14 protein-coding genes are annotated in these 16,548 nt (G+C 74.0%); 4 read left to right on the plus strand and 10 right to left on the minus strand.

Translation table 11 applies throughout. The features are described from left to right. Positions 1-71: 71 nt before the first annotated feature. Positions 72-1,481, minus strand: a complete 1,410-nt coding sequence (locus ABEA15_RS08130; protein WP_345556237.1) for an amino acid permease — start codon at positions 1,479-1,481, stop codon at positions 72-74. A gap of 197 nt (positions 1,482-1,678) precedes the next feature. Between ABEA15_RS08130 and ABEA15_RS08135 the strand changes: the two genes are divergently transcribed. Both ABEA15_RS08135 and ABEA15_RS08140 read left to right on the plus strand, forming a co-directional pair. Beyond that, entirely contained in the window at positions 1,679-2,950 is a 1,272-nt protein-coding gene (locus ABEA15_RS08135; RefSeq protein WP_345556131.1) for a sensor histidine kinase, read from the plus strand. Beyond that, positions 2,947-3,612 (plus strand): response regulator, encoded by a 666-nt coding sequence (locus ABEA15_RS08140; protein ID WP_344143085.1) that lies wholly within the window; start codon positions 2,947-2,949, stop codon positions 3,610-3,612. The genes ABEA15_RS08135 and ABEA15_RS08140 overlap by 4 nt, the downstream gene beginning before the upstream one ends. Before the next feature lie 122 nt (positions 3,613-3,734). Here the strand turns inward: ABEA15_RS08140 and ABEA15_RS08145 are convergent, their stop codons facing one another. The 6 genes from ABEA15_RS08145 to ABEA15_RS08170 form a co-directional block, all read right to left on the minus strand. Next, complete coding sequence (locus ABEA15_RS08145) at positions 3,735-5,372, minus strand: alkaline phosphatase D family protein (RefSeq protein ID WP_345556132.1); 1,638 nt, start codon at positions 5,370-5,372, stop codon at positions 3,735-3,737. 542 nt (positions 5,373-5,914) lie between these two features. Further along, entirely contained in the window at positions 5,915-6,565 is a 651-nt protein-coding gene (locus tag ABEA15_RS08150; protein ID WP_344143266.1) for an HAD-IA family hydrolase, read from the minus strand. Positions 6,566-6,651: 86 nt separating this feature from the next. Beyond that, the gene (locus ABEA15_RS08155; RefSeq protein ID WP_344143087.1) at positions 6,652-7,431 is read right to left on the minus strand and encodes an alpha/beta fold hydrolase; all 780 of its coding nucleotides are present in this window, start codon (positions 7,429-7,431) and stop codon (positions 6,652-6,654) included. A gap of 67 nt (positions 7,432-7,498) precedes the next feature. Further along, positions 7,499-8,299 carry an exodeoxyribonuclease III gene (locus ABEA15_RS08160; RefSeq protein ID WP_344143088.1) on the minus strand — a complete coding sequence of 267 codons (801 nt, stop codon included), beginning with the start codon at positions 8,297-8,299 and terminating at the stop codon, positions 7,499-7,501. A gap of 43 nt (positions 8,300-8,342) precedes the next feature. Next, positions 8,343-9,359 carry a tyrosine-type recombinase/integrase gene (locus tag ABEA15_RS08165; RefSeq protein WP_345556133.1) on the minus strand — a complete coding sequence of 339 codons (1,017 nt, stop codon included), beginning with the start codon at positions 9,357-9,359 and terminating at the stop codon, positions 8,343-8,345. 64 nt (positions 9,360-9,423) lie between these two features. Further along, complete coding sequence (locus ABEA15_RS08170; protein WP_345556134.1) at positions 9,424-10,182, minus strand: SDR family NAD(P)-dependent oxidoreductase; 759 nt, start codon at positions 10,180-10,182, stop codon at positions 9,424-9,426. Positions 10,183-10,237: 55 nt separating this feature from the next. Between ABEA15_RS08170 and ABEA15_RS08175 the strand changes: the two genes are divergently transcribed. Further along, positions 10,238-10,588, plus strand: coding sequence for an ArsR/SmtB family transcription factor (locus ABEA15_RS08175; protein WP_344143092.1), 351 nt, complete (start codon positions 10,238-10,240; stop codon positions 10,586-10,588). Between the two features lie 58 nt (positions 10,589-10,646). On the opposite strand, the gene ABEA15_RS08180 is transcribed toward ABEA15_RS08175, so the two are convergent. From ABEA15_RS08180 to ABEA15_RS08190, 3 genes are all read right to left on the minus strand, one after another. Then, complete coding sequence (locus ABEA15_RS08180) at positions 10,647-11,954, minus strand: DUF418 domain-containing protein (RefSeq protein ID WP_345556135.1); 1,308 nt, start codon at positions 11,952-11,954, stop codon at positions 10,647-10,649. Between the two features lie 1,620 nt (positions 11,955-13,574). Continuing rightward, positions 13,575-15,329 carry a thiamine pyrophosphate-requiring protein gene (locus ABEA15_RS08185; RefSeq protein WP_345556136.1) on the minus strand — a complete coding sequence of 585 codons (1,755 nt, stop codon included), beginning with the start codon at positions 15,327-15,329 and terminating at the stop codon, positions 13,575-13,577. A gap of 69 nt (positions 15,330-15,398) precedes the next feature. Then, on the minus strand, positions 15,399-15,983 hold the full coding sequence (locus tag ABEA15_RS08190; protein ID WP_344143096.1) for a TetR/AcrR family transcriptional regulator: 585 nt from the start codon (positions 15,981-15,983) through the stop codon (positions 15,399-15,401). Positions 15,984-16,079: 96 nt separating this feature from the next. Here ABEA15_RS08190 and ABEA15_RS08195 point away from each other — a divergent pair, with 96 nt between their 5' ends. Continuing rightward, positions 16,080-16,496, plus strand: a complete 417-nt coding sequence (locus ABEA15_RS08195; protein ID WP_344143097.1) for a VOC family protein — start codon at positions 16,080-16,082, stop codon at positions 16,494-16,496. The last annotated feature ends 52 nt before the right edge of the window (positions 16,497-16,548 follow it).

Below are 16,548 nucleotides of genomic sequence, written 5' to 3' on the forward strand. Positions count from 1 at the left end.
GGCAGCCGGGGCGGCGCGCCGCCGCACATCCCGGTGCCCGGCGGGCGGGCGCGCGGCGCGCCCCTCGGGACTCACCGCGACGCGGCGGCCCCGCCCTCATCGGGCCGGTCGCCGCCCCGCTCCGCCGCTCCCGCGCCCGGCGCGGCCGCCGAGCCCAGCGGGGTCCGGCTCACCGGCCGGCGGCCGAACCGCCGCCGCAGCTCGTAGGCCACCAGCACCACCGCCACCGCGGCCAGCGTCGCCCACAGCGGCAGCCGCTGGTCGGGCAGCAGCGCCATCGCCCCCAGGATCGCGAGCAGCCCCGCCAGCGTCGCCCAGCTCAGGTACGGAAACCCCCACATCCTGAACCGCAGGGCGCCGGGGTCCTCGCGGCGCAGCCGCCGGCCCAGCACCAGCTGGGAGGCCACGATCGTCAGGAACAGCACGAGCAGGATCGCGCCGATCGAGGCCACCAGGAACGCGAAGACCGTCTCCGGCCACAGGTAGTTGCCCACCACCGACGCGTAGCCCACGGCGGTGCCCAGCAGGATCGCCCGGGTGGGTACCCCGCGTCGGCCCACGGCCGCCAGCGCCCCCGGCGCGTCGCCCTGGCGGGTCAGCACGTGCAGCATCCGCGAGGAGGTGTACAGCGCCGCGTTGAGCACGCTCAGCACGGCGATGAACACCACCACCTCCATGACCAGCGGTGCGGCGGGCACCCCGACCCGCTCCATCACCGCGACGAACGGGCTGCGCAGCAGCTCGGCGCTGTCCCACGGCAGCACCGCCACCACCACCACGATCGAGGCGACGTAGAACAGTCCGATGCGCCAGAGCACGTTGGTGGTCGCGCGCGCCACCCCGCGCTCGGGCTCGTCGCTCTCGCCCGCCGCGATGGTGACGATCTCCACGCCGCCGAACGAGAACAGCACGACCACCGTCGCCGCCAGCACCGCGCCCCACCCGTTGGGCGCGAAACCGCCGTGGGCCCACAGGTTGTCGACCGTGGGGCCCGCGCCGCCCGGCCACAGACCCGCCGCGAACAGTCCGCCCAGCACCAGGAACGCCACGATCGTGGCGACCTTGACCAGCGAGAACAGCGTCTCGGTCTCACCGAACACGCGCACCGAGACCAGGTTGGCGCCCGTCATCACCAGCAGCAGCCCCAGCGACAGCAGCCACCCCGGCAGCGGCACCCACGCCCCCAGCGTGGCCGCGCCCGCCACCGACTCCGCCGCCACCAGCACGCTGTACATCCACCAGTACAGCCACCCGATGCAGAACCCGGCGCGCGGCCCCAGCGCCAGGCGCGCGTAGTCGGAGAACGACCCCGCCGACGGCCGGGCCACGACCATCTCGCCCAGCGCCCGCAGCGTCAGCAGCACCAGCGCACCCGCCAGCGCATAGGAGAGCACGGCGGCCGGGCCCGCGGTCGTGATCACGGCGCCGGAGCCGATGAACAGCCCGGCGCCCACGGCCCCGCCGATGGCGATCATCGCCATGTGCCGCCGCCGCAGTGAGTGCGCCAGCCCCGACGTGCCGGAAGAGGTCGCGGTTGAGGTGCTGTCCCTGGTCACGGGCACCGAGGGTAGCGGCTGTGCGCGAGTGCCCCGTCACACCCCGGTCGCCCCGCGCCGCGGCGGCGGCGCTCCCTCCGGCGGGGGAAGCGGCGGCCGGTCCCGCGTGCGAGTATCGCCCTGTGCCCCACATCCGCCGCCTGCTGAGCCCGCTCACCGCGGTCGCGACCTACACGCGCTGGGTCCACCTGGTCCTGGGCGGAGTGGTGTTCATGCCCTACCTCATGGCCACCGCCGTGCTCGCCTCGCTGATCCTCGCCGGAGGCGGCGGGCCCGGCGCCGGTTCGCCTGACTCGGCGCTGGCGGTGGGGCTGGTGCCGGCGCTGCTGCTGATCGCGGCCACCGCGTGGCTGCCCGGCGTGCGCACCATGTCGACCCACCTGGTGCGCGCCCTGGTCACGGGCGCGCTCGCCGCCGAGGAGGTCGCCGAGGCCCGCACCCGGCGCAGCCGCATGCGCACCGCCCTGTGGCTGGTGCTCCATCTAAGCGCGGGGTTCGCGGTGTGCCTGACCACCATGCTGGGGCTGACCCAGTCGGCCGTGCTGGCCGCCACCGCCGTCGTGCCCGACCCGGCCGGGCTGATGGAGGGCTCGCTCTATCCGCTGGGCGGCTCCCCGCCCGCGCCGGCCGAGCGCATCGCCGCGTCCTTCGCCGGTGCCGCCCTGCTGCTGGCGGTGATCTACACGGTGGCCGGCCTCGGCGCGCTCATGTCCCGGCTCGCGCCGGTGCTGCTGGGGCCCTCGGCGGCGGAACGGCTGGCGGCGGCCCAGCAGCGCGTGGAGACCCTGGCCGAACGCAACCGCCTCGCCCGCGAGCTGCACGACTCCATCGGCCACGCCCTGTCGGTGGTCACCCTGCAGGCCGGTACGGCCGCCCGCGTCATCGACACCGACCCCGCCTTCACGCGCTCGGCGCTGGAGGCCATCGCCGAGCAGGCCCGCACCGCCACCGCCGAACTCGACCACGTCCTGGGGCTGCTGCGCGACGAGGGCCCCACCACCGCCCCGCAGCGCGACCTGGCGCACCTGGAGAGGCTCATCGAGGCCACCCGGGCCATCGGCGCCGAGGTCTCCGCCGACATCGAGGGCGACCCGGCCGCCGTCCCCGGCGTCGTCTCCCGCGAGACCTACCGCATCTGCCAGGAAGGGCTCACCAACGTGCTCCGCCACGCGGGGCCGGTGCCCGTCGCCCTGCGCCTGCGGGTCGGCTCCGGCGGGCTGACCGTCGAGATCGCCAACCCCGCGCCCGCCGACGCGGGCCGCAACCGCGGCGGCGGACGCGGCCTGCGGGGGATGCGCGAGCGGCTGCGCCTGCTCGGCGGGACCCTGGATGCGGGGGCGGAGGACGGACACTGGCGCCTGCGCGCCGCCATCTCCTGGAAGGACGCACAGTGATCACGGTGGCGCTCGTCGACGACGAGGACCTCATCCGCGCGGGCCTGCGGGCCCTCATCGAGTCCGAGCCGGACCTGTCGGTGGTCGCCGAGGAGGCCGACGGCACCGGGGTGGTGGACATGGCCCGCCGCCACCGGCCCGACGTGGTGCTGATGGACGTGCGCATGCCGCGCCTGGACGGCATCGAGGCGACCCGCGCACTTGAGCGGTCGCTGGACGCGGCGCCCGCCGTCGTCGTGCTGACCACGTTCGAGAACGACGACTACGTCTACGGTGCGCTGCGCGCCGGCGCCCGCGGCTTCCTGCTCAAGCGCAGCCGCCCCGAGCAGATCCTCGACGCCCTGCGGACGGTGGTGCGGGGCGACTCGCTGCTGTTCCCCGCGGCCGTGCGCCGCCTGGCCGCTGCAGCGGGCGCGGTCGACACCCCCGCGGCGCGGGCCGTGGCGTCGCTGACCGAGCGGGAGGCGACCACGCTGCGCCTGCTCGCGCGGGGGATGTCCAACGCCGAGATCGCCGCCGAGCTGTTCGTGGGGGTGGAGACGGTCAAGACGCACGTCTCCGGCATCCTCGCCAAGCTGTCGGTGCGCGACCGCACCCAGGCGGTGGTGGCGGCCTACGACTCTGGCCTGATCCGTGTGGGCGAGGACCCGGCGCCGCGCTGAGCACTGGCCGAAAGCGGCGCCGGGTCGGCACGCACTATGAATCTACGTTGTAAAGGCCGCTATTCGGTAGGTCACTCGCTCCTCTCTCTACTGCCCAAGCGCCGAGCCCGTCACCGGGCACCTCACACCTGCTGGGCACCGGGACTGCCGTCCTCGATGACGAACGTCGCCAGGTTGCGGATCGGCGCGTCGGGCCGGGTCACGTAGTCGACGACCCGGTAGTCGGTGCGCCACTGCCCGCGGGAGACCTCGTTGCGGACATAGCCCCGGCGCCGGTTGATCAGCTTGATGTGGGGGTTCTCGGCCAGCTGGACGAGGTCGGTGTCGCGCTGGTCCTCGCCGTCGCCGCCGCTGGCGATGGAGGTGCCCACCACTTCGGTGGCCACCGTCGCCGAGTCGGGGTCGGCGAAGTCGGCCTTGACGTCGCACAGGTAGTTGGCGTGCACGTCGCCGGTGATCACCACGGGGTTGGAGGGGCCCGAGGCGAAGACGTCGCGCATCCGGTCGCGCTCGTGGCGGTAGCCGTCCCAGGCGTCGTTGGAGAAGTTGGTGCTCTCGCCCTCGTTGAAGTCGCGCTGGGAGAAGAACACCTGCTGGGCCAGGACGTTCCAGCGTGCGGTGGGCCCGGTCAGGCCCTCCTCCAGCCACTCGCGCTGCTCTGCGCCCAGCAGCGTGCGGCCGGGGTCGGCGTGGCCGCTGTCGCCGACCTGGTCGCTGCGGTACTGGCGGGTGTCGAGCAGGTGGACGTCGACGAGGTCGCCGAAGGTCAGCCGGCGGTAGAGCTGCATCGCCGAGCCGGCGGGCCGCTGGGCGCGGCGCAGCGGCATGTGCTCGTAGTAGACCTGGAAGGCGCGGGCGCGCCGGCGGAGGAAGACCGCCGGGTCCTGGTCGGGCTCGTCGTCGGGTTCGGAGACGTCGTCGGCCCAGTTGTTCTCGACCTCGTGGTCGTCGAAGACCACCGCCCAGGGGAAGGCGGCGTGGGCGGCCTGCAGGTCGGGGTCGGTCTTGTGCTGGGCGTGGCGGACGCGGTAGTCGGCGACCGAGAACACCTCGCGGGCGGGCAGGTGGCCGCGGCCGATGTCGCCCTGGGCGTCGCCCTCGTAGATGTAGTCGCCCAGGAAGCAGACCAGGTCGAGGTCCTCCTGGGCCATGTGGGCGTGGGCCGTGTAGTAGCCGGAGGGGTAGTTCTGGCAGCTGGCGAACGCGAAGGCGAAGCCGTCCAGGCGCGCTCCGGGGGCGGGCGCGGTCTTGCTGCGCCCCACGGGGCTGAGCTCGCGGCCCGCGCGGAAGCGGTAGTAGTACTCCGCGCCCGGTCGCAGCCCGTGCACCTCGACGTGCACCGAATGGCCCTCCTCGGGGCGGGCGAACTCGGCGCCGGAGGCCACGACGCGGCGGAAGCGCTCGTCGGTGGCCACCTGCCAGCGCACCCGCACCCGCCGGTCGGGCATGCCGCCGCGGCCGTCCTCGGCGAGCGGGTCGGGGGCCAGCCGGGTCCACAGCACGAAGCCGTCGGGCAGCGGGTCGCCGGAGGCCACGCCGAGGGTGAAGGGCTCGGTGATCCTCCCGCGGCCGCCCGCGCCGTTGTGGCCCGGTTGGGCCCAGGCGGGGCCGGTGCCGAGCGCGAGTGCGCCGATGGCGGCTCCGCCGGCGGTCAGTGCGCGGCGGCGCGTGGGGGATGCGGCGGCGGTGGAGAGGGGCGGGTCGGGGTTCGGGGTGTTCTCGGGGGCGGGGGATTGGGGGGATCGGGGGATGTCGGGCATGCACGGTCTCCTCAGTCGATTCGCTGGCCGCCCTCCACGGGGGAGGAGGTGCGGTGGACCGTGCTCTATGACGACATAAGGGGCATGAAACCCCAACCACCTCATAGTGAACGTTCGGCTTCGCGCGGCGCAGCCGAAAAAGCCGCTGGTCACTGGGGTTTCGTCGAGAGAAATCAGAATCGGCGAGGCAAATATGAGCGTGCGGAAACACCACTCCGCACCCCGCTTCCGCCACCATCCGCCGCCATTGGCAGAAGGCCTTCATTTCGCAACGGCGGCGGTTCATCCGCCATGGTCCGCCGGTCGGCGAATCGGCAGCGAAGCGTTCACCCGAACCCGATAGCGGCGGCGGGCGCGCCGACGGGGTCGCGGAGCTCGTCGGGGCGCCCGAAGACGAACGGCCGGTCGAGGAAGGCGAGCACCGGCGGCGGAGGGTCGAGCCGCTTTACCCGTGGTTCGACGCGCGGCCGGCGCTCGGTCGCCCGTTCCGCACCCGCCGCGGGCGCGGCGGCCGGCGCGGGGCTGGGATGAGGTGCCGCGGGTCAGGGGCGGATGTCGATCTCGACGGGCGGGTGCGCGGCGGGGGCGCAGTCGATGTGGCCGAGGTCGGCGACGACGGTGTCGGCGTGGGGGCGCAGTTCGTCGGCCGCGGCGGTGGTCGTCACGGCGACGGTGCGGGCGCCGGCGGCGCGGGCCGAGGCGAGTCCGGCGGGTGCGTCCTCGAAGACGACGCAGCGGGCGGGGTCGGCGTCGAGCCGGCGGGCGGCGAGGAGGTAGGGCTCGGGGTCGGGTTTGCCCGCGGTGACGTCGTCGGCGGTGATCAGCAGGGGCGGGTCGATGCCGACGGCTTTGGCGCGCGCTTGGGCGAGGGGGCGGGTGCAGGAGGTGACGATCGCCCAGGCGTCGTCGGGCAGGCTGGCCAGGAGTTCGCGGGTGCCGGGCAGGACGCGCAGGTCGGGGGCGCGGTCGATCTCCAGTTGTTCGAGGCGCTGGGTGGCTTCGGCGACGCGGTCGGCGGGCAGGAGCTGGGCGGCGATCTGGCGGGCGGGGATGCCGTGGCCGACGACCTGGGTGAAGCGGTCGCGGTCGATGCGGTACTCCTGGACCCATTGGGCCCAGGACGCTTCGATCGCGGGGCCGGAGTCGACGAGTGTGCCGTCCATGTCGAACAGGAGCGCCTGTGCAGTGATCATCACGGGGGCGAGTCTAGGCAGCGCGCCGCGGGGGCGGGGGAGTGGGCGGGTGTGGATCGGGCCACGGCGCGGGGCCGGGGCGGGGGTCAGGCGGGGTCCTGGCGGGTGGGGTCGTCGAGCATGGGTGTGGTTCCGGGGTTGGCGGGGCGGGCGATAGCGGGGCGCAGGGAGGCGGCGTCGGCGGCGTCGGAGACGATGCGGGTGAAGTTGTCGGGCTGGTCGAGGCTGACGAGGTGGCCGGCGCGGGGGACGTTGAGCAGGCGGCCGTCGGAGCAGGCGTCGAGGAAGCGCTTCTCGTGGATGCGGAAGTGGTCGCGGGCGCCGTTGATGAGCCAGACGGGGCCGGGGTAGGCGGTGAGGGCGCCGAGGACGTCCATGTCGGCGACCTCGTCGATGACGGCGCGGGCGGCTTCCATGGCGAGGCCGCCGTCGAGGGCGGCTTGGGCGCCGTCGCCGAGGGTGAGGCGGTGGAAGCGTTCGTTGACGGCTTGGCCTTTGTCGGGGAGGCGGTCGAGGAGGGCGGTGGGGATGCGGTAGACCTGCGCGAGGGTCTGGGCGGGGCGGGCGGTGCATCCGGCGGCGACGAGGCCGGCGGTTTTGTGGGGGTAGGCGGCGGCGGTGGCGATGGAGACGAAGCCGCCGAGGCTGAGGCCGACGACGAGGGCGCGGCCGCCGAGGGTGTCGATGGTGTCGGCGACGGTTTGGACGGCGCCGGTGAGGGTGAAGTCCTCGCCGCGGCGGTTGCCGTGTCCGGGGAGGTCGCAGGCGACGGCGGTGCGGCCGGCGGCGGTGAGCTGGTCGAGTTGGGGCCGCCACATGCTGCTGGAGAAGCGGAGGCCGTGGACCAGGACGATCGGCAGGCTCATGGGCGGTCCTTGTGCTGGTTGGGGCGCGTGGGGGTGGGCGCCGGGCGGTCGGCGGGTGTGCGGGGGGTCATGGGGTGTAGGTGACGGTGACGGGTGCGTGGTCGGACCAGCGGCGGTCGTGGGTGGGGGCGCGTTCGACGCGGGCGTGGTGGGCGGTGCGGGCGAGGGCGGGGGTGGCGAGGTGGTAGTCGATGCGCCAGCCGGCGTCGTTGTCGAAGGCGCGGCCGCGGTAGGACCACCAGGTGTAGGGGCCGGGGGTGTCGGGGTGGAGGGTGCGGACGACGTCGCGGCAGCCGGTGGTGTGGAGGAGGCGGGTGAGCCAGGCGCGTTCGTGGTCGAGGAAGCCGGAGTGGTTGCGGTTGTTGCGCCAGTTCTTGAGGTCGGCGGGGTGGTGGGCGATGTTGAGGTCGCCGCAGAGGAGGAGGTGGCGGCCGCGGGTGGTGGTGTCGTGGACGCGGTGGGTGAGGTAGGGCAGGAAGGCGTCCATGAAGCGGTGTTTGGCGTCTTGGCGGGGGGTGCCGACCTCGCCTGAGGGGAGGTAGATGCTGGCGACGGTGAGGTCGCCGATGTCGGCTTCGAGGTAGCGGCCGGCTTTGTCGAATTCGGGGGTGGCGAAGCCGGTTCGGTGGGTGTGGGGCGGGGTGCGGGTGTAGATGGCCACGCCGGATCGTCCGGGTTCGTCTGCGGGGGCGAGCAGCAGGTGGTAGCGGGGGTGGCGGGTGAGTGCGGTGGTGAGCTGCTCGGGGCGTGCGCGGGTCTCCTGGAGGCAGACGATGTCGGCGCCGGTGGTGTCGAGCCAGTCCAGGAGGCCTTTGCGTGCGGCGGCGCGCAGGCCGTTGACGTTGACGGTGGTGATCGTCGTGGGCACGTCGGTAAGCGTAGTCAATCGGCGGGTGGGGCGGGTGCGGGGTTCATGCGGTGGTGGGGGGCGGGGTGAGGTCGCGCAGGGCGGTGTAGGTGCGGTTGGAGCGGGCGGCGTCGCGTTGGGCTGCGGCGGTGGTGTCGATGTAGGTCTGTGAGGAGGTGATGGCGGCGTGGCCGAGGAGGTGCATGATCTCGGTGACGGAGGCGCCGTCTTCGGCGAGGCGGGTGGCGAAGGTGTGGCGGAGGGCGTGGACGAGGGTGCCGCGGGCGACGCGGTCGTGGATGCCGGCGTGTTTGTAGCACTGGCGGACGAGGTATTGGAGGCCGCCGCGGCGCAGGGGGTGGTTGCGGGTGTCGACGAGGAGGGCGTCGTTGCCGGTGGGGGTGCGGTTGAAGCGGGCGGCGCGGCTGCGGAGGTAGTCGTCGATGAGGGCTTCGAGCGGGGGTTCGATGGGCAGCGAGCGGGTGGTGTTGCCTTTGCCGTGGACGCGGATGCGGCGTTCGCCGGGTCGGCCGCCGAGGGAGTCGATGGTGAGGTCGAGCATTTCGGCGGAGCGCAGTCCGGTGAGCAGGGCGAGGGCGAGGACGGCGAAGTCGCGTTGGGGCCAGGGGTCGCGGGCGCGGCGGCATCCGGCGGCGAGGGCGGTGAGGAGTTTTTCGGGGGTGTCTTCGCCGATGAGGGGTTTGGGTTGGTGGGGTTTGGTGCGGGGGCGGGAGACGGCGGGCATGGGGTTGCCGTCGGTGAGGTTGTGGGCGACGAGGAAGCCGAAGAAGCCGTTCCAGGTGGACCAGGCGCGGGTGACGCTGGTGGGGGCGCGGTCGGCGGCGAATCGGGCGAAGGCGTGGCGGAGGAGGGGGGCGGTGAGGTCGGCGAGGTGGAGCTGGTCGGGTCGGCAGCGTTCGGCGTCGGCGAGGTGGTGCAGGAGGGTGTGCAGGTCGCGGCGGTAGGCGGCGAGGGTGTGGGGTGAGGGCTTCTGGGGTTGGCGGGCGGTGAGGTATTCGGTGATGGCGTCGTCGACGGTCATGGTGGGGGCGCGGGGGGTGGTGGGGCGGGTGCTGTCCATGGTTGAAGGATTGCCTATGGCGTGGGCGTGCACACGTGGGGGTGGCGGGGTGTCGCGGGGTGGGTCAGGTGAGTTCGAGGCCGCCGTCGACGGTGATGACCTGGCCGGTGATCCAGGTGGCGGCGGGGTCGGCGAGGTGGGTGATCCAGGTGGCGATCTCGTGGGGTTCGCCGCGGCGGCCGAGGGGGATGCGCTGGGTTTCGTCGTGGTGGATGCGGGTGACGGTGTCGGGGTCGAGTCCGGCGGCGGTGAGGGCGTTGCTGCGGGTGGGTCCGGGTGCGAGGGCGTTGGTGCGGATGCGGTGGAGTGCGAGTTCGAGGGCCCAGCTGCGGGTGAGGGATTCGAGGGCGGCTTTGGAGGCGGCGTAGGGGGCGGCGCCGGGCATGGGGCGGTGGCCGTAGGTGGAGGAGATGTTGACGATGGCGCCGCTGGTGCGGGTGAGGGGGTCGAGTGCGGCGGCGGTGAGCAGGGTGGGTGCGGTGACGTTGAGGGTGAAGAGGTCGTCGATGGTGTCGGCGCGGGTGTCGGTGAGGGGCATTAAGGCGGTGGCGCCGGCGTTGTTGACGAGGATGTCGAGGCGTCCGTGGGCGGTGAGGGCGGCGTCGACGGCGCGGGCGGGGGTGTCGGGGGTGCGCAGGTCGGCGGGGTGGGGTGTGATGCGGTGGTGGGTTCGGGCGGTTTCGTCGAGGGCGTGTGGTGTGCGGGCGAGGGCGATGACGTGGGCTCCGGCGCGGGCGAGGGCGGTTGCGGCGGCGCGGCCGATGCCGGAGGAGGCGCCGGTGACGAGGGCGACGCGGTCGGCGAGGGGTGTGGGGGCGGGCATGGCGCACCCCTTTCATTCGATGTTTGACGAACATCGAACAAGCTACCATGGGGGCATGCGCGACGCCCACCACCCCCACACCCGCGACCTCTCGCTGGTGGAGGTCCTCTCGGCACTGGGCGACCCGGTGCGCCTGGGGCTGGTGCGGCTTCTGGCCGACGGGCGCGAGCGCGGCTGGGGCCAGCTCAGCGCCCCCGTGGCCAAGTCCACCCTCAGCCACCACCTGCGCGTGCTGCGCGACGCCGGCATCACCCGCACCCGCCAGGAGGGCACCCGCTGCTACGTCGCGCTGCGCCGCGCGGACCTCGACGCCCGGTTCCCCGGCCTGCTGGCACCGGTTCTGGAGTCGGCCGAGGCCCACGACGCGGGCGCCGGCGTGCACCTGCGCGAGTCCGGTCCCCTCTAGCGCCGGCGCGCACCGGCGGGTGCGGGGGAGCGGGGAGCGTCCGGCGGGGCCGGGCGAATCAGGGGATGCGCTTGGCGGCCCAGGAGGACACCGTGTGCAGCGGCCGCTCCAGCGGGCCGCGCCCCAGCGCCAGACGCCAGAGGGTGGCCCCGCCCAGCGCGCCGACCAGCAGCGTCAGCGCCAGGTCGTCGGTGACCCACTGCAGCGGCGTGCCCTGCCACAGGCCGTTCTCGGCCACCCAGATCAGCAGCACGTGGCCGACGTAGACGGTCAGCGCCAGCGATCCCACCGCCGCCAGCGGGTAGCCCACCCGCCGCAGCACGGGCTCGGCGAGCAGGCACAGCCCCAGCACCGCGATGGCGACCCCGCCCGCGCCGGCCAGCTCCAGCGGGGTGCCGCTGTGCGGCAGCGCGGTCAGCAGCCACACCCAGTCGTTGACCGGCACCGTGCCGCTGAACCCCTCGGCCATGGCCTGGGCGGTGCTGGTGTAGCCGCCGTGGTCGGCCATGGCGGCGGCGCTGTAGCCGGCCTCCAGGCGCGCGCGCCCGCCCATGGGGTTCATCGCCACCCACGACAGGCCGTAGCCCAGCGCGGCCAGGGCGGTGCCGGTGGCCACCAGCCCGGCGCGCACCCGCAGCGAGGTGAGGTCGAGGCGGCCCACGGCTAGGCCGGCCAGTACGTAGGGCAGCCAGGTCAGCGCCGGGTAGGAGCCGGTGACGAGCAGGTCGAGCAGGCCGCTGCCGGACAGCGCCACCATCGGGTCGTAGGCCTCGACCAGGGCCGCGGGGCCCGCGAGCGGGCCGTCGGCGATCATGGAGCGCAGCCAGAACGAGACCACGGGCCCGGCCGCGGCCAGGATCGCGGCGGTGCCGGCGACGACCTTCCAGCGCTCGTCGATCAGCGGGACGGCCAGCACGAAGAAGGCGGCGTAGTAGGCCAGGATCACCGCGACGGGTGTGCCCAGCATGGTCAGGCCCACCCCGAGGGGCAGGACGAGCAGGCCGCGCACCACGACCCGCCACAGCGCCACGCCCATGGCGCGGCCCTGCACCGGGGCCGAGCCGCCCGACAGCAGCGCGATGGACACGCCGGCCAGCACGGCGAACAGCGCGGCGGCGCGGCCGGAGACCAGGTCGGTGAGGGGGTTGGCGCCGTCGGCGCCCAGCCCCCAGCCCAGCCCGACGTGGATGACGAACATGCCCAGCACCGCCAGGCCGCGGGCCACGTCCACGCCCACCAGGCGCGGGCGCGGCGGGGGCGCGGTGGCGGCGGCGGTCGGCGCGGGCGCGCTCTGGTCGGGCGCGGCGGCCGGGTCGGCGCCGTCGCCGGACCCGCCGCGGGGTGAGGTGCTGGTGCTGTTGGACACCCTCTGAGGATCGCCTGTTCGGAGGCCGAATGCAGGTGTTCCGCTCCGCGGTGACCGGTTGTGGCCGAACCGGGGGACCGGCGGGCTCTGGAGACAACGCGGACGGGGGAGTAGGCGTCTGGGGCGCCGACCGCGGGAGGGCCGCCGTGCGCCCGGATCCCGCGGGGCGCCCGCCACCGGGCTGACCGCGCCGAAAGGCGTGGCGGATTCCTGCTACCCGCAGACGCCGTCCGGAGTCCGGGAGTTTCCTCCGCACATCATCCGCAAATGATGCATAACACATTTTATGCATGAAACTTAGCTATATCGGTCGAAAGGGGCGGGGGCGACGGACGACACGGGGGCGCACACGCGGCACGGCGGCACATCAGCCGCCCGGGCGCCCGGGAGCATGGCCTGCGAGCTGCGGGGCGTCCGGCGGCGGGCCGCCGCCAAGGATCGGAGGCGGGTGCCGCAGTGCCGATCCCGAGGGTCAGCGCCGGAAACGGCGCGGGCGCCGGCCTGTGCCTGCACCTCGTCCGGTGCGACCATGGCGCGGCGTATGAGGGCAGCAACTCCCGTACGCCGCACAGCCCGCACGGGCCGGTGCGGACGCGTCGCCGGCGCCGCTGCCGGAGTGAGTCGCCTCCCGGGTCGACCCCGCGCCCGGTGTCGTTCATGCGCGGCGCCGACGCCTCGGCCGGGACCACCACGTCCGGCGGCGCCACCTGCCCGGGTCGGCGGCGGATGCGTCCTCACCCCGGTCGGCGGGCTTCGGCGCGGCGGCTGTCAGCGGCTCCGGTGCGAGGCCCCGTGCCCGGGGCGCCGCAGGGCCGGGCGGGGTCACCGAGCCGCGCCGGACTGACGGGGCCGGATAGCCGCGAAACACCCGGTGTGCACCGCTTTTCACGCTCGTCCCCGATGAGCCGATAATATACATTATGTAAAGTAAGTCCGTTATCGGATCGGGTAGTGCACCGCCGGGCGCTCGCCGCCCCCCTGTGTCACCCTGTGACGGCTCGCGCGGTCGCGCCCCGCCCCGGCCGGCGGCGGCGCGGCCGGGCGCCGTACGCTCGCGTCGTCGCACCGCGGCGGCCTCCCGTTCAACGAACCCGGCGATGCGCCCCGCGCGCCGTGGACGGCGCGTTCGTCCCCGCCCACCGCGCCGCGCCCACCGCGCCGCGCTCGCCGAGCCGGTCTTCGGCTCAGCCGGTCCGGTCCCCGGGGTGGCCGAACGCCCGGTCCCGTTTACTGTGCGCGCCGCGCGGGCGCCGGGCCCCCGGCGCGGGCCAGGTCCCCGCGTCGCGGGTGCCACTCCCCCGCTCACCTGCGTTTTTGCAGGTAGCGGCGGTCGCACCGGCCGTGCACCGCGACACGCCGCCCACAGCGAGCGTGTCGCAGGAGCCGGTGCCTGGTCCGTGGCGCGCCGTGCTCGGCGGTGGGCGCGGGCGCCGGTGTCGGCGCGGAGCGGATACGCGCGGACACCGGCGGCACTCCCCCGTTTTCTGTAATGCCCCATGTCCTGCATCAGAGCACCCGGCCCCGTGCCGCGGCGGTCCGCTCCGGCGGCGGGTGGCCGGCGTGTGGGATGAGCGGGCCTTTCCGGCCGCGGTGCGGCCCCGCGGCTCCCCCGGCCCCGGGTCAGACCTTGGGCACGTGCACGCTGAGCACGGCCGGCCTGCCGCCCTGCACTGCCGCGACGGCCTCTTTGAGGGCGCCGGCGAGCTGGTCGGGGCGGTCGACGGTGCGGCCCCAGGCCCCGCCGGCGGCCGCGGCGATGCCGGGCAGGTCGGCTTCGGGGTCGAAGCCGGTGTTGAAGTCGTCGTTGGCGGCCGCCGCGCCGTCGGGGTGCACGCCCAGGGTGGAGAGTTTGGGCGACTTCCAGCCGCGGTTGTCGAAGACGACGGTGAGGGTCGGGGTGTTGTAGCGGCGGGCGACCCAGTAGGTGGAGGAGGGCACGCCGAAGAGGTAGGAGCCGTCGCCGACGAGGCTGACCACGAGGCTGTGGGGGTGGGCGAGCTTGGCACCGATGGCGGCGCCGGCGTGCCAGCCCAGGGAGCCGCCGCCGGAGCCGATGAGGCTGCCGGGGCGGGTGGCGCCCAGGTGCTCGTTGACGGTCTGGTAGTTGGAGATGGCCTCGGTGAGCACGATGGTGTCCTGCTCGACGGCGGCGAGCAGGTCGCGCAGCTGGGCGACGAGGGACTGGGGGGTGATGGCGTCGGGGTGGGGCTGCTCGCGTTCGGCCGCGGCGGCGCGGCGCTGGTCGTGCCGGCGGTGCAGGCGGGTGCGGCGCCGGGCGACGGCGTCGCCGTCGGCGAGGCCGGTGTGGTCGATGTGGGTGCAGAGCTGGTCGAGGGCGGTGCGGGCCTGGGCGCGGGAGAAGGTTTCGGCGGGCACGTGCCACAGCGGCATCTGCTCTTTGAGGGGGTCGGTGTCGATGACGAAGATGCGGGCGTCGGGGCGGGGCGGGTTGCTCAGGGGGATCCACGGGACGTCGGTGTCGAGGGCCAGGACGGTGTCGGCTTCGGCGAGGGCGGGTGTGGGCTCCTGGGTGTTCCACTGGTAGCCGGCGTGGAGGGGGTGGTCGGCGGGGAAGTTGAGCCGCATGGGCACCGACTCCAGCACGGGGATGGCCAGTTGTTCGGCCAGGTGCACGAGCTGGGGCACGGCGCGGGGGTCGCGGCCGAGGTAGGAGGTGACGATGAGGGGGGTGTCGGCGTGGGCGAGGGCGCAGGCGACGGTGTCGGTGGTGTGGGGGTCGAGTGCGGCGGGGGCGACGGGGGGTGTGCGCTGGAGGTGGTAGCGGGGGTCGTCGGCCTGGGCGGGGTCGAGGTGCTGCTCCATGACCTCGCGGGCGCCGACGAGGTAGACGGGTCCGGCGGGTTCGCTGGTGGCGATCTGCATGGCGCGGTGGACGAGTTGTTTGACGTTGGCGCCGGTGCGGATCTCGTTGTCGTACTTGGTGTAGCCGCGGACGATGCCGCGCTGGTCGTGGACGTCTTGGATCCACTGGATGAACTCGTTGCGGCTGCCGGTGTGTTCGCCGTACTGGGTGAAGGGTGAGGCGCCGGCGAAGACGAGGACGGGGGTGCGGCCTTTGGCGGCGTTGTGGAGCATGCCGCCGATGTTCTGGGTGCCGCATTCGACGTGGACGATGACGGCTTGGGGGCGTCCGGTGGTTTGGGCGTAGCCCTGGGCGGCGGAGAAGGCGACGCTTTCGTGGGGGCAGATGATCATGCGGGGGAAGCGGTGGGCGTCGCCGTCGGCGCGGGCGTGGGCGTAGGCCTCGACGATGCCGGGGTGGTCGCTGCCGAGGTTGGCGAAGACGTATTCGACGCCGGCTTCGGTGAGGGCTTCGAGGAAGGCGGTGCTGGTGGTGTAGGGCGTGGTGTCCATGGCGCCCAGTCAAGCATCCGTGGTGGGGGTGTTCGGCCAGGGTGTGGGGCTTTTCGGTGGTGTGGCGGGTCAGGGGGTGTCGGGGGGTAGGGCGGTGTCGACGAGGTCGTCGATGATGCGGGGGAATCCGGGGTCGCGCCAGGCGTCGGGCAGGGTGAGGCGTTCGACGATCAGGCCGCTCATGGCGAGGTAGAGGGCGACGGCGGTGCGGCGGCCGCCGGGGTAGCCGCCGTCGACGTGGAAGGCGATGTTGTCGGCGATGTTGGTGCTGATGGCGGCGGTGAGGGCGTGGCGGACGTCGGGTCGGCGGATGCCTTCCAGGCGTAGTTCGAGCAGGGCGATGTAGCCGGCGGGGTCGCGGGTGATGCGGTCGTAGAGGTCGTGCATGGCGGTGCGGACGGTTTCGCGGGTGGGGGCGGGTGCGGTGAGTTCGGCCATGCGGTGGGGGGTGGGGGCCAGGCGGATGTGGACGTGGGCGCCGGCCTGGGCGAGCAGGGTGTCGCGGTCGGGGAAGTAGTTGGAGGCGGTGCCGGGGGGTACGGCGGCGGCGGTGTCGACGGCGCGGAAGGTGAGGCCGCGGGCTCCGTGGTCGGCGAGGACGTCGATGGCGGCGTCCAGGAGTGCGCGGCGGCGGGTCTCGTTGGTTCGGGCCATGGGGGTGGTGCTCTCCTGACGTGTCGCGAAAAACCACTTCATGTGGAGTGCTCCGCCCATAGTACTATGGGTGCAGTAGTCGGCGAAGGGAGTGGTATGCAGACCAAGAACCTGGTCGGATTCGCGTTGTCGGTGCAGGACCCGGCCGGGTGCGCGCGGTGGTTCGCCGAGCATTTCGGCTTCGGCGTGAACATCGACATCGGCTGGTACGTCAACACCGCATCGCCCGATCTGCCGTCGGTGAGCCTGGACTTCGTGCACTGCGACCACGCGTCCCTGCCCGAGGGGCTGCGGGGGCGGGCGGTGGCCGGGGCAATGGTGGCGTTCTTGGTCGGCGACGTCGACGCCGAGGCCGAGCGGTTGCGCGGCGCGGGTGCGGACTTCGCACTGGAGGTGGTCACCGAGCCGTGGGGGCAGCGGCGCTTCCAGGTCCGGGGTCCGGAGGGGGTGGTGGTGGAGGTGCTGCAGCTGGTGGAGGCGGATCCGCAGTGGCTGGCCGCCCACGGGTTGTGACGAGGGCGGGCGGCGGTCGCACCGGCCGCCCTTGAGCGGTCGCTCAAATCGG

Origin of the sequence: Streptomonospora halophila (assembly GCF_039542725.1) — a bacterium.
In the GTDB taxonomy this organism is placed as follows: Bacteria; Actinomycetota; Actinomycetes; order Streptosporangiales; family Streptosporangiaceae; genus Streptomonospora; species Streptomonospora halophila.